Source organism: Algibacter sp. L3A6 (genome assembly GCF_009796825.1).
Classification (GTDB): Bacteria; Bacteroidota; Bacteroidia; order Flavobacteriales; family Flavobacteriaceae; genus Algibacter.
The window spans coordinates 424,229-441,024 of the sequence record NZ_CP047030.1 but is presented as its reverse complement, the minus strand read 5'-3'; the positions used below and the strand labels follow the sequence as shown (position 1 = coordinate 441,024).

Genomic DNA, 16,796 nt, shown 5'->3' with positions numbered 1-16,796 from the left:
TAATGCAATCTACTCATATCTTTTATGTTTTAAAATCTGTTAGGCTAATATAGTTAGATTCTTACAAAGAATCAAAGGGGTTTTTAATATCTATAAGTTTAGTGGTAGATACATGGGTGTAAATCATGGTAGTTTTTGGACTGTTATGCCCAAGAAGTTCTTGAATATATCTTATGTCGGTTCCTGCTTCTAATAGATGTGTTGCGAAACTATGTCGTAATGTGTGTAAGGTTGAGTATTTTTTTATGCCTGCATTTAATAAGGATTTTTTAAATACTTGTCTAGCGCTTACTTGTGTATAGGGATCTCCAAATCGGCCTTCAAACAGATAACTATTAGGAGTGTAATGATTTATATAAGATTTTAGAATAGGTATTAATGCTTTAGACAGTAAGGTGTATCGGTCTTTTTTGCCCTTAGCGCTTTTTATGTGAATAAGACCTCGTTCAAAATCGATATCTTTAATTCGCAACTTCAAAGCTTCTCCTATACGCAATCCTGATGAGTATACTAAAATAAGTAAAGTTTTATGTTTTAGATTTTTTGTCGCATCGAATAAATTTTTTACATCAGATTTACTTAACACATTTGGTAGTTTGCGGTCCTTACTTGGGCGTTTAATATCAAAACTATCTACCTCTATGTTCTTGAAATCTATATAATGCTTTATACCGCTAATGCATTGGTTTTGATATGAAATAGATTTTTTAGCATTAAAAATAAAGTCGTAATTAAACTGCTCAATGCTTCTCGCAGAAATAAGGTTTAAGTTCTGGTAATTTAAATATCGCAAAAATGAAGAGGTTACATCTACATAGGTGTTTACAGTATTATGGCTAAAGCGTTTTTGTTCCAACCATTTTTTAAAGTGACTAATAGATACCCTCTGGTCATCGCTCAAAATGGGTAACTTATTTATTATAGATGTTTGCTTTACTTCTGGAAGATGCTTTGTTTTTTTTAAGACTCTAAAAGCTTCATAGTTAACATACCAACCTTGATTTCTAAAACATTGAAATAATTCATTTATTCTCGATTTATTATGATGAGTACAGAATATATTATATGTTTTACTCCATTTTACATGAGGTAAATCACTGGTGAAATTTTTTAAAGTATCACAGTCATAATCAAATTCAATAGCTATATACATGATTTTGTTATGCCAAAGAGGTTTTAAAATAATTTGAGTTTTATCAATCATGTTTTTTTGATAAAATTAATTAATCAAAATAATTTAGTCGTATCTTAAACGAATAGTATTCGTGTAATCTTCGTTTAAGTTAATATGAAATTAAAAAAGAATGAGTGTTTATCCTGCGGAAAAGAGCTGATAGGGCGATCAGATAAAGTTTACTGCGATTTGCATTGCAAAAGCTCATATCACTATCGGAAATCTTTAGATGAAGCACCAAGGTTTTACAATAAAGTAGATAACCAATTGAAACTAAATAGAAAAATTCTTAAAAACTTTAATAAATCGGGTAAAGCAACTGTAAGAGCAAAAGTGATTCTAGATTTAGGATTTAATCCAAAATATTTTACCCATTACTGGAAAAACAAAAAAAATGATATTTACCTATTTGTTTATGAATTTGGTTTTCTAAAAAAGAAAGAAAATAATGTAGAAAAATATATTTTAATAAAATGGCAAGAGTATATGGAGTAGTTCTTTTTGTATCGCAGGTTAATGAAATTTATATAAAAACAACAAAGCCCTGGATTATCCAAGGCTTTATTATTACTTAATTTAATGGGTTTTAATTAAAAGAAACCCATAGGTTTTTTGTCGTAAGAGATTAACATGTTTTTTACAACACGGTAATGATCTAAAGCCATTTTATGGTTTTCACGACCAAATCCAGATTCTTTAACACCACCAAAAGGAGCATGTGCTGGATAAGTATGGTATTGGTTTACCCAAACTCTACCAGCTTGTATAGCACGAGGTACTTGGTATAATTCGTGTGCATCTCTAGACCAAACACCAGCACCTAAACCGTAAGGCGTATCGTTTGCAATTGCAATAGCTTCTTCCGTAGAGCTAAATGTTGTTAAAGCTACAACCGGACCAAAAATTTCTTCTTGGAAAATACGCATCTTATTATTTCCTTTTAAAACTGTAGGTTGAATGTAGTATCCTTCAGAAAGTTCACCTTCATAATTACCAGCATCACCACCAGCAACAACTTCTGCTCCTTCATCTTTTCCTATTTTAATATAGTCAAGAATTTTGTCGTATTGTGGCTTAGAAACTTGAGAACCAATCATAGTCTCTGGATCTAACGGGTTTCCTGTTTTAATTGCTTTTAAACGCACTTTCATTTTTTCGATAAAAAGGTCTGCAATATCCTCATGCACTAAAATACGTGAAGGAGCAGTACAAATTTCACCTTGATTCAAAGAGAACATTAGTGCACCTTCAATAGCTTTACTAAAGAAATCGTCGTCATGATCTGCTACAGATGGAAAAAATACGTTTGGAGATTTACCACCTAATTCCATAGTTACAGGAATAATGTTTTCGGCAGCATTGTGTAAAACTTTACGCCCAGTTTCTGTAGAACCTGTAAAAGATAGTTTTGCAATACGTTTAGATGTTGCTAAAGCAGCACCAGCTTCTGCGCCAAAACCAGTTACAATGTTTAATACACCTGCAGGTAAGATATCACCAATAAGTTCCATTAATGCAATAACACTAGTAGGTGTTTGCTCTGCTGGTTTTACAACAGCTGTACAACCTGCGGCTAAAGCTGGAGCAATTTTCCATGCTAACATTAACATTGGAAAATTCCAAGGAATAATTTCTCCAACAACACCAACAGGTTCGTGCAATACAATGCTTACTGTGTTTTTGTCGTGTTCTGAAATACTACCTTCGTCTGCACGAATTACACCTGCGAAATAGCGGAAGTGATCGATACAATAAGGAATATCTGCTGCACGAGATTCGCGAATTGGTTTTCCGTTATCGATAGTTTCTAAAGTTGCTAAGTACTCGAAGTTATCTTCTATTACTTGTGCAATTTTCAATAACGCATTACTACGTTCTGTTGCTGAAGATGTACTCCAAGACGGGAATGCTTCGTGTGCTGCATCTAGCGCTAAATCTATATCTTCTTGTGTTGAGCGTGCTGCTTGCGTAAATACTTTTCCATCTACTGGAGAAACGTTATCGAAATATTGACCTTTTACAGGATCCACGAATTTACCGCCAATAAAGTTACCGTACCTTTCTTTAAATACTGGTTTTGTTACATTTGCCATAATTATAATTTTTAATTTTAATTATTAAATAGTGCTTGAAAAAACAAGCGTTGTTTAATTATGGTACAAATGTATGTTGGGTTATTACCTTTCTATTTATTGAAACGGCTCAATAACTTATGAAAAAAGGTCAATGTTGTTTATTATCAAAAAGAAATAGTTTGATGTGTTTTTAGTGATCTGTAAATCATTATGTTACGTATTGTTTTTCTAGTTTGAAATATCTGTTGGGCTAATTCCGAACTTGTTTTTAAAGGCTACACTAAAGTTAGACAGGTTGTTATAGCCAATTTCTAAGTAAATATCAGATGCTTTTAATTCACCTCCTTGTAACAATTCTTTAGCCTTTTGTAGGCGTTTATCTTGCAGCCATTTTCCTGGTGCTTGGTTGTATTCGTTTGTAAAATGACGTTTAAAAGTAGATAAACTCATATTACAGAGAAAAGCAATTTCTTCTAACTTTAAATTAGAATGCACATTGTTTTCTACTATGTTTTTAAATGGTGAAACATCTTTAGAAATTAGAGAATGTAAGTAATATTCAAAGGTATCACCATACTTATTTAATAAGTATAATAAAATTTCTTCAAACTTTAAAGCTAATAATGCATCGCTAAAATTGTGGTTTTCGAATGTATGTGATGCTAACGAACTAATAAAAGAAGCAATATATGCATCGTTTTCAATTACAAAATAGGGTACATCTTCTTTATACGGTTTAATGTCGTTGGTGTATTTGCTTAAAAAATCGGTTAGTTTTTCTTCAGAAAAGAAAAAGAGTTTACAGTAATAAATAGCTTCTGTGTCTAATAATTCTGTCCAAAGCCAATTTCCTTTTTTTAGTAATAATGATTGGTCTTTATTTACTGCAACCGATGTTCCTGCAAAATGCACTTGTTTTTTTCCTACTTGAAGAAAACTAAACATATTCATGCCTAAATTTACCTTACTTTTAACAACATCTGTGGTCATTTTAAAGTCGTAAACAAATAAATCAGGACTTTCTGTTTTGTCCTTAATGTAGAGTTCGGGTATGTTTTCTATTGGCATCTAGATTGTTTTTTGGCTAGCAGGTAATGTTCTTTTTTTTGCTTGTAGGGTAGAAGGTAAGCGCAGCCTTTTAAGTTCTTACTTGGCCAAATTTACATGTTTTGCTTTTAAATTAAGCCTAAGTCGCGCTATGGATTTGCACGTTGTTAATTTCTGTGGGTTTTTATATACTCAGTAGGGTCTAAATACCCTTCGGTATCAAAAGAATATCCGCCACCTATTGGAAGTCCAACTTGGCTTCTTAATTCTAAATGTAAGTGAGCAAGATATTACCCATTATTATTTCCTATTGTTCCAATTTTTTGCCCTTTTTCTATGTAATCTCCTTTTTTAATAATTATTTCATCACAATGTGCATATAGAGATTCAATTTGATTTTCATTATCAATATAATGTACTATTCTAATAACGTTTCCCCAACCTCCATAAACATTTTCAGCATAAGAGACATATCCATTTGCTATAGAATAAATCGGATCGCCTAAATCGGTATTTCCTCCTCCAACTCCATTCCAATCATCTCCTAAATGTTCGTTTTCTCCAAATTTTTGAGCATTATAATATTTTTTTGCATTTGGTTTTCCTACAGGGAAATCAAATCCATTTGTGAATTTTATCGTGTCAGCTTTTATAATCTTTATATTATTTTGAGCTGTATAACTAATGTTTTTTTTGGTGTCAGGTTTACAACTAAAAAATCCAATTATTAATATTAAAATTAAGTTTTTCATAATGTTTTGTTCTGAAATATGGCTGTAGGTTAAAATTAATTTTATGCTGTTTCTATCTCTGTTATTCGTTTATAAATGTTTCGTTCTTTTTAGGCGGAAAAATTATTACATGAGAATTATAATCATGGTAATCGGTAAATTTAGTTTTTAAAAATAGAGGCGTGCTCTTGCTTAAGTTGTGTTTTTCTGAAGGAGCTCCAAGCCAATTACATTCTTTTAAATAGTTAAACCTGGTTATCCAAGTGTGCCATCCCTGATTGCTAAAACCCCAGCCAAACTCATTTAGATTTAGAAGATTATTAATGTCGTCTTTATCATCATCAACATCAAAAACACCCGTTAAAGTAATGTTAGGTTGTTTCCAAACATGGTATTTTTTATCCTTTTTGTAATTCTTTAAACAGGCATCATATTCATTAGAGTTTTTTGAGATAAAAAGGTAGGCTTTCCAGTTGTAGAATTTAGTTAAAATATATCCTAAGCTCCAGCCAGCATGTTCACGGTTAGCCCATATTTTGGTATGATGTTTTTCAATAGTTTCAAATTCCTTTCCAAACCCAGCTTCTAAAGCTTTTACAGCAAATATGGTGCAGTGCATACTATCTAGCTTAATATCATTTTTTTCTAAAGCATATTTTTGAAAAACATTTATAGAGTCTGGTGAATCCTTGCTTAAACCTACTGAGTAATACCATTGTGTGCCATAGTATTTACTTGAGTTTAATCTATAGCCATTAAAATATTCGTTTTCTATGTCTGCTATTCGATTTATAGCTTCTGGAGAATTAAAATTAAGATATTCATTTTCAAGTTCACTTTTTGGTGTATAAACTATAGCGCTATCTATGACTTTCTTTTTTATATAAGTGCTTTTCTTTGTTTTTTCCTTACAGGAATAAAACAAAGATGAAATTGTTAGTAGAAAACAAATTACTTTTTTCATGATGTTTGCTAAGGTTTTAGCAATGTAATATTCAAATTTAAAAAATCAGCACTTAATAAGTAAGAAAAAACATCTTAATTTATGGATGGGTTTCTAAAGAGAATTTAAATCCTCTTTTACGTTTTAGAACTATCTTTTACACGAAAGCAAACTTCAAGCATTTGATACAAGTCTGGATGTTTTTTCTTCATCTTTTCAGGTTGTTCAAAAAAATATTCCGAAGCTACAGCTAAAAATTCGGCTTCATTGGTACCTCCATAATTTCTAATGTCAGATTTATTGTTATTTATATCCTCCATTTCTTTATGGATAATTTTTAACCAAGGTATAACGTAGGGCTGCTGTATTAAGGTTTCTGGTACGCCATCTGTTAAACCATCTAGTTTGTCTATTAAATGTACAAACTCATGAATACCTGTATTGTGAATATGAGATTTTTTTTGAAAACCACCGTGGAGTGCTTTTCGTGATAAAATCATTTGATGTTCAAATTGTCCGGTACCAACCATACCTGCAATTTGTCGGTTTTCATCGGTTTGGGCAAAACCTAAATTTTCATTAAAATGATCTGGATAAACCAAAACCGTACTTAAATTTTTGTAATGCCATTCCTCGAAATTAAAAACAGGAATAACAGCGCTACATGCAATTAATATTTTATCGAGATCTTCAAGGTTGAAACCTACACTTTCAATATTTACTTCACTTAAAAATACCATAATCCGCCGCTGGAATCGTTTTTGTTCAGCGGTAGATAAACCTTTATAAAAATTAACATGTCGCATGATTTTGTTATGCCAATTAGCGGGGAATTTTTCAGCCTTCTTCTTTTTAGTTGCATAAAGGGTGTAAAGAGCGAAAGCCACTAATAGTATAAAAGCAATAGTAAATGCCATAAAAAGATGGTTTAGTTTTTTGTAAAAGTATTCTATTTTTTAAAGAAAAGGAATTACCGTATATGTTGTAATGCCTTTTACTTGATAATAAAAGTGAACTTAATTCACTTCCTCTCTAAAAAAGAAAGTCCACCAAACAAAAACATAACAATTGCCATTAGCAATAATCCGTAAGCTTCTCGTGCTTCTTCTACATTTTTTATATCTCCTATACCTATTTCAAAACCTTCAAAAGTTTCTGGGTAGGCTGAGAAAAAACCGATTAAGAATAAAGTGCCAATAACAAGTAGAACCATTTTAGGCATTTTGTTAACGGCATAACTAAAACTAGCAATAGAAGCAATGGTATAAATAATAATCCATAATATAGGGTCTGGGTCGTTGTATTGCACAATAGCTCCAAAAATGAATAAAACACCAAATATAATACCGAGTACTTTTAATACTATTTTCATAATACGTGTAATATCGTTTTTGCTTATTCTAAAATAGAACTCTAGGTTAAAGAAGGCTAAGTTACTATATTTTTAAACTTTCCATTTGATTAAAAAAGGCTTAGTTGAATCGTTTCGGGTTAATTTAAAGATTAAACGTAGTAACATATTGATGGATTAAGCCGTTTATTTGTGGCTAGATATAAAATATGACTTTTTTAACCTGCTTACTTTTTGGATTTCTTATTGCTGCTTCCGGTAGTATTGTGCCTAGTTTTTTAAATCTTACAGTTGTTAAGTTTAGTTTGAAAAGTGGACGGAAATCGGCTTTTTATCTCATTGGTGGTTTTGCTACAGTATTGTTCTTTCAAGCTAATATAGGCGCATATCTTTCAAGCGTTTTAATGGAGAATTCAGAATATATTACCCTGATACAAAAAGTAGGTACAGGTATTCTTCTCCTATTATCAGCAAACTTTTTTAGGTTATATTTTACTTCAAAAAAGCAAATTAAAAAACAAGAAATCGATAAGTCTAAAGCTTACTTACACGGTATTGGTATGTCTTTATTAAATACTTTTGCCATTCCGTTTTACTTCACGTCTATTTCTTTGCTAATAGGTTTAGAGTATTTCGAATACTCACTTCTTAATAGTTTATATTTCTCTATAGGTTCTACGGCGGGCTCATTTACGTTGTATGCCGTGTATGCCACAGTAGCGAGCAGAATTGAACACAAGCTTACTTTTATAGCAACTAGAATGGATTTTATTTTAGGCTGTTTAACAGGAGTTGTTGGAGTTGGGAACTTAATTTATTTGTTGTAATTACCTATCAAATTAGTTTGTAGACAACATGAAATTAATAGAAGTAAATTATTCAAATCAGAACTAGATTTTCTATTTCCTTATTATCTATAATAAATTATATGAAACAAAAAGGTTCACTCCATTTAAAAATTTCAAATAAAGTGAACCTTTTGTATAAATAAAATTTTATTTCTTAACTAATCTTCGCATAGCAACCCATTGTTTTAGCATATCGCGAGCATCTTGAGCAGGATAACCTAAAACGGTTTGTCCGGCTTTTACATCGTTCATTACGCCAGATCCAGCACCTACGGTTGCTCCCGAATCAATGTTGGTATGGTCTTTAATAGAAGCGCTTCCGCCAATAATAACACCATCTCCAAGTGTAACAGAACCTGCAAGGCCACTATGTCCAGCCATAATACAAGATCGTCCCATAACACTATTGTGAGCCACCTGTACTAAATTATCAATTTTACAACCGTCGCCAATTATGGTAGAGCTGAATTTGGCTCTATCTACACATGAATTTGCTCCAATTTCAACAAAATGACCAATAATTACATTTCCTATTTGTGGTATTTTAACTAAGCCTCTACCATCGTCACTTGGTCTGTATCCAAAACCATCGGCACCAATACTTACATTAGTATGGAAAATACAGTTACTACCAATAATACAACGCTCGCGAATTACGGTACCCGACCAAACTATGGTTTTATCACCAATAATGGTTTCGTCAAAAACACAAACATTAGGGTATAGTATAACTTCGTTACCCAATTCTACATCTTTACCAACGTAGCAATTGGCTCCAATTTTACATCCGTTACCAATTTTTGCAGTTTCGTGTATAACGGCTGTTGGGTGAATATCGGTATCGAATACGGGAGCTGGCTGATTAAAAAGGTCCAGTATTTTAGCCATTGCTAAATCGGCATTTTTCACTTTAATAATAGCGCGATTATCTCCAGCTTCAATTTTTAAATTATCATTTACAACAGCAGCACATGCTTTAGAGTCGGCCCAAAATTTCACGTATTTAACACTTCCAACGAAAGTGATATGATTATTATTCGCGTTTTGTAATTGTTCTGGTCCGTTAATTTCTTGTGTAGTATGGCCAATTAATTCGCCTTGTAATACGTCGTTAATTTCCTCAATTGTATATGATGTCTTCAAATTTTATATGATTAGAATGTTAGTATTCGTAAATCTAACTGAAAAAAATAAAATAGTTCTAAAAGAACAGATTTTTTTTTCACTGATAGACCACGGAGTTCGGCTAAAACTAATGTTTAGCCAATGTGATTTCAACATGTTATAAACGATGAAAAGTGGAATCTATTATTTCTTTATTCTATTTTCATCGAAAGCAGAAGGTAATAATTTTGGAATAAATTTAATAACCAAAGGCAATAAAATGGCACCGCCTGGTAATAGAAAAATTGCTAAACTAGGTATGGATTTAAAAATATCTAATAGTTGGTCGGTTACTTTTTTCTGTTCCTCTTTGGTTAAATCTCTAACGGTAGACTGGGTAAGTAGAACCATAAGTTCCTTGCTATCCTTTAGTTCTTGATACAAGCGTTTACTATTTCTAGTAATAAGTTTGTATACCATTTTACTAGAATTATCGTAAAAACTGTGTACAATATTTTTAGAACTTAAAAGCGCAATATTGCCTTTGTTGGCTGTGTAGAAGGTGTTTACACTTTGGATGGATTGCTGAATACGTTCACTATTCAATCTTAAATCTTGACCTAGTTTTACTAAAAATTGATATTCTTTCTCGTCTATAATAGCATCACTCCAAGAGGCCATGCAGGCAATGTCTAAAATATAGTAGGCTTCCTTAGAAGTTTTTACCATAGCAACGGCTGCTTTATAATCTATATGCGTGTCGTTTTGGTAGCGTAAAGAAGATTCAAACAGTTTAATTAAACTTTCGTCATATTTGTTTTTAGAGGCTTTGGCATTCAAAACTTCTAAAGAAATAGAGGTAATGGCAGCTTCTAAATTTTTTAAATATTCAATCGAAATGGTTTCGTTTTTTAAATAGCCTTGGTACGCCAACACATCTATATATAGTAGCGCGTTAATAACAAAGTAGTTAAAGTTTTTTGTTAAAACATTAGCGTCTATTTGAACGCGTTTGTGAATTATTTTTTCGAGTTGCTCGTTCGATTTTTTACCACCTAATAAATCCTGAAAAAAAGTATTTTTAGATTCCTTAATAGTAGAATAAAAACCAATAACACTATCTACAAACTCGGCTTTAGAGTTCGATGTTTTGTGCGTGTATAAAAATGCTAGGCATAAATTGGTTTTACAAAGTTCTTCTTCTGTAAGGTCTTTATTTTCAAAAGTATGTTCTACAACTTCTAAATTGCTTCCGTAGATAAATCCAGAATCGCGCAATGCTTCATAAAAAGATTCTTTGTCTATATTAAATAGCGCATCCTTTTTACTAACATCTGTAAGCAATTTATTTATCCAACCAGAAGCCGATGGGTTCATTCTACTATCATTTTTAATAAGAGACAAAGATAAATTTTATATCCAATATTTAGGTGGTTTTTCGCTTTAACATAATTTTAACAAAACCGCTCTTGTTGTTTCTTCGTAGGTATGCGTGAATTCAAAAATTAACAGATTAACAAAAATTCAAAATCATGAAAAACTTAAAAAGAGTATTAGGAATTGGAGTAGTAGCTGCGGCTAGTGTCTTCATTTTAGCGGCAGATCATATCGATGCACCTGCTGTAAAAGGAGGAACAAGTGATATCACAGATTTTTATGCCTTTCAAGCTGAAAACACAAATAACTTAGTGTTTGTAGCAAACGTACAAGGTTTAATTAGCCCAAGCGCAACGGCCGATGCTGCATTTGATGAAAGTGTTTTAGTTGAAATTAATATTGATACCGATGGTGACAATATTGAAGACATGGTAATTCAAGCCATTCCGAGAGACGGAAAAATGTACTTTTTTGGACCAGTTGCACCATCGCAAACAGGACTTAATAGTACCATCGCAACTACAGCAACTAATACAGGTTGGGTAGATATTACAACGTATGGTGAAGCTGTTGTAACAGAAACTAATGCAATGGGTATGACGTTTTTTGCTGGCCCACGTGACGATCCGTTTTTTATGGATTTTGCACAATACTCTGCAATTATTGCTGGTACTGCTGATGGTTTTAACGATCCAGGAGCAGATACGTTTGCAGGTAGTAATGTAATGTCTATAGTAGTAGAAGTGCCAAAAAGTATGATTGGTGGTTCGGGAACTATTAACACTTGGGTAGAATCTAAAAAGAAATAAAAAATAACTAATTAAAATTATTAAGTATGAAAACTATAAAAAATATAAGTGTCGCATTTGCATTATCATTTTTAGCATTTAACTGCTCATCGGACGATGATAACAATATTGTAGAAAATATGGAGCCTGATTTTTCAGGAACATTTATGCAACAAGATCAAATGGGAAGACCTGCAGTAAATACTGTATTTGTTTCTGGATCTAGTAAAGATGATTTCAATGTTACTATTCCTTCAGAACAAAACGCTGCATTCCAAAGTATGTTTCAAGCAAATTTAGAAGGTTTAAGTCCTGCTTTTGCTAACACTGACGATAAAAATGCATTACAACAAGATGCTGCAACCTTTACAGGTTTACTTGCAACCGATGTTTTAAATGTATCCTTAGACGGAACAACAACTTTTTACGATGGTACTAATGTTTTAACAGGTCGTAATTTAACAGATGATGTTATTACTGTAGAGTTATTATTAATTTTTGGTGGTGAAGATTTTACTGAAAACCCTCAATTTTCTAATGATAATGTAAGTGCTAACGATAAAGACTTTTTGCCTTCATTTCCTTACCTAGCTTCTCCGTGGTAGAAGCCTATTTAGAGGTTGTTTAATTATTTTTTTAAACAGCCTCTTTATTTTTTTAACCTAAAAAAGAATCACAAAAAAATCACACTAAAAATCTAAAATCATGAAAATCATTCATCAACTGGCGTTTGTATTATTAGTAGCTTGTTTTGTAAGTTGTAATAATGCCGATAATAAAATTACCAACTCTAAAGATTATAATGTTTTTTTAGAAAACACAACCAATAAAGAATTAGCATTGGCTCAGGCCGATTTAAATTTTTGGAAACAAAAACTAGAAAAACAACCTAATCAATTTCCTTATTTATCAAAGGTATCTGCCTCACAATCTCAAATATTTGGAGTTACGGGTAATATTGAATCTCTTTTAGAGGCCGAAGAAAGTTTAATAAAAGCTAACGAGGCTGTAAACTATACTAGCACAGGCTATTTACGTGCTTTAGCAAGAAATTATATTTCGCAACACCGTTTTAAAGAAGCTTTAGGTTTACTTAAAAAAGCAGAAATTAATGGGGAACATTTAGAAAGTACTCAAAAAATGCTTTTCGATGTTAACCTAGAATTAGGAGATTTTGAAGCAGCAAAGAGTTATTTAGAAACTTTTAAAGATTTTGAAGATTTCGATTATATCATTCGTTTATCAAAATGGTCGGATGTTCGTGGCGATTTAGATGCTGCCATAAAATATATGGAACGTGCTAAAACCATGGCGGAATATACCAATATACCATCTACAAAAAAATGGGTATATACTAATTTAGCCGATTATTACGGGCACGCCGGAAAAATAGAAGCTGCTTATAAGCATTATTTAATGGCTTTAGAAATTGATCCGCAAGATGCTTATTCTAAAAAAGGAATTGCTTGGATTGTGTATTCTCACGAGAAAAACCCAAAGGAAGCGTTGCGCATTTTAGATTATGCTACTAGAACTCATTTATCTCCAGATTACTATTTACTGAAGGCAGATATTGCTGAATATCTAGAAGATGCTGAGCTGCAAAAAGAGCAATTAGAATTATACAAAAAAGCAGTAAGCAATACGCAATATGGCGATATGTATAATAAATATAACGCGCTTTTATTTGCTGAAGATATTAATATGAAAAACAAAGCTTTAGAAATAGCGTTAACCGAAATTGAAAATCGCCCAACACCACAATCCTACGATTTGTTAGCTTGGTCTTATTTTAATTTGGGAGACACTAAAAAAGCATTAACAGTTATGGAAGATTTTGTTGTTGGAAAAACATCAGAACCTGATGTGTTATACCATTTAGCACGTATCTATAAGGTTAACGGAAAGTTAAAAAAAGCCGAAGAATTAAAAAAAGAATTGAATAATAGTATTTTTGAACTTGGTCCTTTAATGGCCAATGAAATTCGTAATATTTAAATGTTTTATATGAATTATAGAAAATATCTTTCTACAGTTTTAGTTTTGTTTTTAGTTAATTTAGGGTTTTCACAACGTTTAAAAGGTGTGATAATAGATGGAAATAATCAGCCTTTAGAAGCTGCTTATGTTTATAACTTAAATTCAGAGACGCATGCGCACTCTTCTGCAAATGGTAGGTTTGTTTTAGATGAAAATAAAATAGGCGATTCACTTAAAGTTGGACTTCTAGGTTATAAAAATCAGATTTTGGTTTTAGAAGAGAAGGCTTTGACTTCTGGAATAACGATTACTTTACAAGAGAAAACATTTCAGTTAGAAGAGCTACACCTTAATGAGCAATTAAATGCGTTAAGCACAATTTCTCGATTAGATTTAAGTATCGATCCCGTAAACTCTTCGCAAGAAGTATTACGAAAAGTACCTGGTTTAATTATTGGTCAACACGCTGGTGGCGGAAAAGCAGAACAGCTTTTTTTAAGAGGTTTTGATATCGATCACGGAACCGATGTTGCCATTTCTGTAGACGGTATGCCAGTAAATATGGTGTCCCATGCACACGGGCAAGGGTATAGTGATTTACACTTTTTAATAGCCGAAACGGTTAACAAAATAGATTTTGGTAAAGGAAGTTATTATGCCAATAAAGGTGATTTTAACACCGCAGGTTATGTAGATTTTTCTACCAAAGATTATATAAAAGATAGTCAGGTTTCATTGTCTATTGGCCAATTTAACTCCTTAAGAACTCTTGGGATGTTTGATTTGTTGGGCGATTCTAAAAATGAAAACGCTTATATGGCCATTGAGTATTTAGAAAATGATGGCCCGTTTGAGTCTCCTCAAAATTTTAATAGACTTAATCTATTTGGAAAGTACACCGTTATTTCTCCAGAAAATAATAAATTAAGCTTAACACTGTCTCACTTTAAAAGTCGTTGGGATGCTTCTGGACAAATACCACAACGCGAAGTTGATAATGGAAATATTTCTAGATTTGGAGCTATCGATGATACCGAAGGTGGTAACACGCAACGTACCAATTTAAACATAGAATATAGTAAGTATATAAATGATGATACAAGGTTAAAAACCAATATGTTTTATACACATTCGGCATTCGAACTGTATTCTAATTTTACATTCTTTTTAGAAGATTCTGTAAATGGCGATCAAATAAAACAAATTGAAAATCGTGATATTTTTGGATTTAATAGTCGTTTAATTCATGATACTTATTTAGGGAAAACACCTGTAGTTTTAAGTGCAGGTGTAAGTTTAAGAAACGATGTTGCAAACGATACCGAGTTATCTAAAACGTTAAATAGAAGTACAACATTAGAGCAAGTGCAGTTGGGTGATATAAACCAAACTAACGCAAGTATGTTTGTAAATGCAGAATTTGAGTTTGGAAAACTTATTGTTGCTCCAGCTTTACGTTTAGAGCATTTTAAATTTATGTATAATGATAAACTACAAACAAACTACACGTCTTTAGATGAAACCAAAACAGCGTTGTTGCCTAAGTTAAATTTCTTTTATAACGCAAAAGATAATTTACAACTATACTTAAAATCGGGTATTGGTTTTCACTCTAATGATACACGAGTTGTTGTAACCAATGCTAGTGAAAATGTTTTGCCAAAAGCCTATGGCGTTGATCTTGGTAATATTTGGAAACCAATACCAAAATTAGTGGTTAATTCTACTTTATGGTATTTGTTTTTAGAGCAAGAGTTTGTGTATGTTGGCGATGCTGGTATTGTTGAACCTAGCGGAAGAACAAGACGTTATGGTGCAGATTTTGGTTTAAGATATCAATTAAACAATTGGTTGTTTTTAAATACCGATGCTACACTTACAAAAGCGCGTAGTATAGATGAAACTTCTGGTGAAGATTATATTCCGTTGGCTCCAGATTTCACTTTAACAGGTGGACTTACAGTTAATGATTTAAAAGGGTTTTCTGGAGGATTAAATTTTAGGTATATTGATGATAGACCAGCAAACGAAGATAATAGTATTGTTGCCAAAGGTTATTTTGTGAGCGATTTTAACGTGAATTACAGCATTAATAATTTAACGTTTGGTTTCGCTATAGAGAATCTTTTTGATACCGAATGGAACGAAACACAATTTGCTACAACCTCACGCTTACAGAATGAAACCGCACCTGTAGAAGAAATTCATTTTACACCAGGCACACCGTTTTCTAGTAAGTTTACTGTGAGTTATAGGTTTTAATTAAAGTACATTTTAAGAAGTGTAGTGATTTGAAAATATAAAGATTAAGCCAAGAATTTTGTGATTGATTTTGTTGGTTTTTTAGGTGAAAGCACTTGATTATAGAAATATAGTCAAGTGTTTTTTTATGCTTAATAATTAGGTTTTTAGAAGCTATTTAAAATAGACAGTAGTGAGGTGAATAATAAATAAGCTAAACCGCAATAGACGTAAAGAATAGAGCATTTCTGTGCCTTTTCCTAGTCATAGGAAACATAAATAAGAAGATAAAATGTTTTTAAAATGAATTAACTAGCCGCAACACCAAGTGTGTATAAAAACTCCATAGTTGGGGTTTCGCTTCCGCCAGCAGGCTCTAAGGTTATACCAAAAGCTTCACTTTGATTGGCATTTGCAATCTCAAATATTTTGTTGGTATCCGTAGCAAAACCGTCAATAGTACCTAAGCTTGTAGGTGTTAAAGGGCTAAGTTTTAAAGACCAAACTTGATATACTTTACCTTCTGGAGGTTCTGGTAATCCTTGCGCATCTAGAAAAATACGTTGTTCTTTTTTATCCCAATATACCTTCGCGTAAGTGCTAGCAAAATTTCCTTGACCAGCAAGAGGTATTTTAGTAATGGCATCGTCTCGTAAAACGGAAACCAGAGTTTGTGCTTCTTCTAAACTATTTTTAGAATTTGCAATTTGAGTTTCTAATAAGGCCTGTTTTACGTTGGCAACTTCTATATTAGATTGTAAAGTAGTGTTTTGGTTTACGGTCCATAATAGGCCGGCAGCCAAAACAACAGATGCTGCCCAACCGGTATAAGTAATCCAGTTGTATTTAGTGATCGATATAACTTTAGTATCGCTATTGCCTTTAAAACCTAAAGTCTTTTTGATACTCGTTAATATATAGTTTTTGTTTTTTGGAGCTGTAGCAGCAGTAAGTTTAATAACGGCGGCTTCAATATTTAAAACTTCTTGTAAAATTTCAGGATTTTTTTGCATAAGCGCATAGACCTCTTCGTTTTCTTTATCAGAAAGCGAACCAGCTACGTATAGCTCTAAAATTCCGGACTCTGTGTATGCGTTAATATCCATTTTAATTTTAAATAATGTTCAAAATATAGAC

At 32.3% G+C, this 16,796-nt stretch carries 16 protein-coding genes; 6 read left to right on the top strand and 10 right to left on the bottom strand.

What is annotated here, in order from left to right; genetic code table 11:
• Positions 1–61: 61 nt before the first annotated feature.
• Positions 62–1,204 carry a tyrosine-type recombinase/integrase gene (locus GQR98_RS01875; RefSeq protein WP_233268063.1) on the bottom strand — a complete coding sequence of 381 codons (1,143 nt, stop codon included), beginning with the start codon at positions 1,202–1,204 and terminating at the stop codon, positions 62–64.
• Positions 1,205–1,288: 84 nt separating this feature from the next.
• Here GQR98_RS01875 and GQR98_RS01870 point away from each other — a divergent pair, with 84 nt between their 5' ends.
• Positions 1,289–1,669, top strand: a complete 381-nt coding sequence (locus GQR98_RS01870) for a hypothetical protein (protein ID WP_159018036.1) — start codon at positions 1,289–1,291, stop codon at positions 1,667–1,669.
• A gap of 95 nt (positions 1,670–1,764) precedes the next feature.
• On the opposite strand, the gene GQR98_RS01865 is transcribed toward GQR98_RS01870, so the two are convergent.
• The 6 genes from GQR98_RS01865 to GQR98_RS01840 form a co-directional block, all read right to left on the bottom strand.
• Complete coding sequence (locus GQR98_RS01865) at positions 1,765–3,267, bottom strand: aldehyde dehydrogenase family protein (RefSeq protein ID WP_159018035.1); 1,503 nt, start codon at positions 3,265–3,267, stop codon at positions 1,765–1,767.
• Positions 3,268–3,477: 210 nt separating this feature from the next.
• A complete protein-coding gene (locus GQR98_RS01860; protein WP_159018034.1) occupies positions 3,478–4,317 on the bottom strand; it encodes a helix-turn-helix domain-containing protein in 840 nt (279 codons plus the stop codon).
• A 269-nt stretch (positions 4,318–4,586) separates the two neighbouring features.
• The gene (locus GQR98_RS01855) at positions 4,587–5,048 is read right to left on the bottom strand and encodes a M23 family metallopeptidase (protein WP_233268062.1); all 462 of its coding nucleotides are present in this window, start codon (positions 5,046–5,048) and stop codon (positions 4,587–4,589) included.
• 61 nt (positions 5,049–5,109) lie between these two features.
• Positions 5,110–5,991 (bottom strand): hypothetical protein, encoded by an 882-nt coding sequence (locus GQR98_RS01850; protein WP_159018033.1) that lies wholly within the window; start codon positions 5,989–5,991, stop codon positions 5,110–5,112.
• A 116-nt stretch (positions 5,992–6,107) separates the two neighbouring features.
• On the bottom strand, positions 6,108–6,887 hold the full coding sequence (locus tag GQR98_RS01845) for a zinc-dependent peptidase (protein ID WP_159018032.1): 780 nt from the start codon (positions 6,885–6,887) through the stop codon (positions 6,108–6,110).
• 104 nt (positions 6,888–6,991) lie between these two features.
• Positions 6,992–7,342, bottom strand: coding sequence for a transmembrane 220 family protein (locus tag GQR98_RS01840; protein ID WP_159018031.1), 351 nt, complete (start codon positions 7,340–7,342; stop codon positions 6,992–6,994).
• Between the two features lie 188 nt (positions 7,343–7,530).
• On the opposite strand from GQR98_RS01840, the gene GQR98_RS01835 reads away from it, so the two are divergent.
• On the top strand, positions 7,531–8,148 hold the full coding sequence (locus tag GQR98_RS01835) for a LysE family translocator (protein ID WP_159018030.1): 618 nt from the start codon (positions 7,531–7,533) through the stop codon (positions 8,146–8,148).
• 168 nt (positions 8,149–8,316) lie between these two features.
• Here the strand turns inward: GQR98_RS01835 and lpxD are convergent, their stop codons facing one another.
• The gene (gene lpxD / locus GQR98_RS01830) at positions 8,317–9,312 is read right to left on the bottom strand and encodes a UDP-3-O-(3-hydroxymyristoyl)glucosamine N-acyltransferase (RefSeq protein WP_159018029.1); all 996 of its coding nucleotides are present in this window, start codon (positions 9,310–9,312) and stop codon (positions 8,317–8,319) included.
• A 165-nt stretch (positions 9,313–9,477) separates the two neighbouring features.
• A complete protein-coding gene (locus GQR98_RS01825) occupies positions 9,478–10,677 on the bottom strand; it encodes an LETM1-related biofilm-associated protein (protein WP_233268061.1) in 1,200 nt (399 codons plus the stop codon).
• A 128-nt stretch (positions 10,678–10,805) separates the two neighbouring features.
• Between GQR98_RS01825 and GQR98_RS19225 the strand changes: the two genes are divergently transcribed.
• The 4 genes from GQR98_RS19225 (at position 10,806) to GQR98_RS01805 (ending at position 15,680) form a co-directional block, all read left to right on the top strand.
• Positions 10,806–11,459, top strand: coding sequence for a DUF4331 family protein (locus GQR98_RS19225; protein WP_159018028.1), 654 nt, complete (start codon positions 10,806–10,808; stop codon positions 11,457–11,459).
• Positions 11,460–11,485: 26 nt separating this feature from the next.
• Positions 11,486–12,043 carry a DUF4331 family protein gene (locus GQR98_RS19220; protein ID WP_159018027.1) on the top strand — a complete coding sequence of 186 codons (558 nt, stop codon included), beginning with the start codon at positions 11,486–11,488 and terminating at the stop codon, positions 12,041–12,043.
• Between the two features lie 100 nt (positions 12,044–12,143).
• Positions 12,144–13,436, top strand: a complete 1,293-nt coding sequence (locus tag GQR98_RS01810) for a tetratricopeptide repeat protein (RefSeq protein ID WP_159018026.1) — start codon at positions 12,144–12,146, stop codon at positions 13,434–13,436.
• A gap of 9 nt (positions 13,437–13,445) precedes the next feature.
• Positions 13,446–15,680: a TonB-dependent receptor gene (locus GQR98_RS01805; RefSeq protein ID WP_159018025.1), complete on the top strand. Its 2,235-nt coding sequence runs from the start codon at positions 13,446–13,448 to the stop codon at positions 15,678–15,680.
• 287 nt (positions 15,681–15,967) lie between these two features.
• On the opposite strand, the gene GQR98_RS01800 is transcribed toward GQR98_RS01805, so the two are convergent.
• Positions 15,968–16,765, bottom strand: coding sequence for an anti-sigma factor domain-containing protein (locus GQR98_RS01800; RefSeq protein ID WP_159018024.1), 798 nt, complete (start codon positions 16,763–16,765; stop codon positions 15,968–15,970).
• Positions 16,766–16,796 lie beyond the last annotated feature (31 nt).

Bases quoted from the DNA above. Each gene is read 5' to 3' on its own strand.
- GQR98_RS01860 (WP_159018034.1), bottom strand. From the start codon at position 4,317: ATGCCAATAGAAAACATACCCGAACTCTACATTAAGGACAAAACAGAA.
- GQR98_RS19225 (WP_159018028.1), top strand. From the start codon at position 10,806: ATGAAAAACTTAAAAAGAGTATTAGGAATTGGAGTAGTAGCTGCGGCT.
- GQR98_RS01845 (WP_159018032.1), bottom strand. From the start codon at position 6,887: ATGGCATTTACTATTGCTTTTATACTATTAGTGGCTTTCGCTCTTTAC.
- GQR98_RS01810 (WP_159018026.1), top strand. From the start codon at position 12,144: ATGAAAATCATTCATCAACTGGCGTTTGTATTATTAGTAGCTTGTTTT.
- GQR98_RS01870 (WP_159018036.1), top strand. From the start codon at position 1,289: ATGAAATTAAAAAAGAATGAGTGTTTATCCTGCGGAAAAGAGCTGATA.
- GQR98_RS01840 (WP_159018031.1), bottom strand. From the start codon at position 7,342: ATGAAAATAGTATTAAAAGTACTCGGTATTATATTTGGTGTTTTATTC.
- GQR98_RS01875 (WP_233268063.1), bottom strand. From the start codon at position 1,204: ATGATTGATAAAACTCAAATTATTTTAAAACCTCTTTGGCATAACAAA.
- GQR98_RS01865 (WP_159018035.1), bottom strand. From the start codon at position 3,267: ATGGCAAATGTAACAAAACCAGTATTTAAAGAAAGGTACGGTAACTTT.
- GQR98_RS19220 (WP_159018027.1), top strand. From the start codon at position 11,486: ATGAAAACTATAAAAAATATAAGTGTCGCATTTGCATTATCATTTTTA.
- GQR98_RS01850 (WP_159018033.1), bottom strand. From the start codon at position 5,991: ATGAAAAAAGTAATTTGTTTTCTACTAACAATTTCATCTTTGTTTTAT.
- GQR98_RS01800 (WP_159018024.1), bottom strand. From the start codon at position 16,765: ATGGATATTAACGCATACACAGAGTCCGGAATTTTAGAGCTATACGTA.
- GQR98_RS01835 (WP_159018030.1), top strand. From the start codon at position 7,531: ATGACTTTTTTAACCTGCTTACTTTTTGGATTTCTTATTGCTGCTTCC.
- GQR98_RS01805 (WP_159018025.1), top strand. From the start codon at position 13,446: ATGAATTATAGAAAATATCTTTCTACAGTTTTAGTTTTGTTTTTAGTT.
- GQR98_RS01855 (WP_233268062.1), bottom strand. From the start codon at position 5,048: ATGAAAAACTTAATTTTAATATTAATAATTGGATTTTTTAGTTGTAAA.